The 1,002-nt window shown below is 61.3% G+C and carries 1 protein-coding gene; it reads left to right on the top strand.

All coding sequences use genetic code 11. The features are described 5' to 3' along the window. Positions 1 to 141 precede the first annotated feature (141 nt). The coding region (locus IE243_RS22865) for a hypothetical protein (protein ID WP_191321571.1) at positions 142 to 1,002 on the top strand (861 nt) is incomplete at its 3' end.

The raw sequence follows: 1,002 nt of genomic DNA, 5'->3' as shown, positions 1-1,002 counted from the left end.
CCTGCCCTACGGCGAGCGGGCCAAAATCCATCACGCAAGCCCCGGACCTGACCGCTGGAAGCTTAGGTCCGAAACATTTGCCGGCATCGCAGAAGCTGCGGCTGAGCAGTGGGGACGTCACATTCAGGAAAGGGCTGCGGCATGACCGAAATTCAGATTGGCGACCGCGTTTCGATTGAACTGGTAGTCACGAAAGCTGCCGACATCATCGAGGCAAGGCTTCCCTTCAGGGATGGGGTTAGCGATCTGGCGTGGGAAGGCATCAGTGCGCATCGCACGTTCTTCACCCTCGTCCGCCGCGCCCCTGTTGATCTGTGGAGCGTCGAAATCCCGAAGGATGGATTGCCCGTAATCCGCAGGAACGGCGACACCGCGATTATGCTGGCTCGTAACGGCGATTTTGCGTGGCTGGAAGACCAGGACGGCTGCATGGACACGGCGGAAGTATCCACTCTCCGCCCCCTCGACGCCCCCGCTCCCGAAAGCGAGGTGGAGAGGCTGCGGGGTGCGCTGACCTTGGTTGCCAGCAGCGGCAAGTTCCAGTGCTTCGATGACGCCGCATGGGACGTTGTCAACGACGCGCTCGCATCAACCGCTCCAACCGGCTCGATGCGCGAGGCAATCGCCAAGCACCACGCAACGCCGTCAGACGCCCCCACCTGCCCACCCGGCCACATGACAGGCTGGTTTGCTCAACTGACGCCAGAACAAAAAGAGGCGGCTCTGGCATATCGCGGGCCAGAGAACCACGGACCAATCTGCCCACCTTGCCACATCATGATCGGTGATCGCGCGGTGCCGGAGCCGATGCGGGTGGAGCCAAAAACTGAAGACTGGTATTGGGCCATTGATCTGTCGGAAGCGAGCTTGGTCGTGAGATGCAAGTGGCTAGACGACACCGTGGACAGTGCCTTTTTTCGCAACAACGCGATCCACTCCACTGAAGCCAACGCCCGCGCTCACGCAGAGGCAATCATCGCTCTGTCTGCTGGGGAGGGCGTG

Origin of the sequence: Camelimonas fluminis, from assembly GCF_014656355.1 — a bacterium.
In the GTDB taxonomy this organism is placed as follows: domain Bacteria; phylum Pseudomonadota; class Alphaproteobacteria; order Rhizobiales; family Beijerinckiaceae; genus Camelimonas; species Camelimonas fluminis.
Note: the sequence above shows the minus strand (reverse complement) of the source record. Positions and strands in the feature narration are given on the sequence as shown.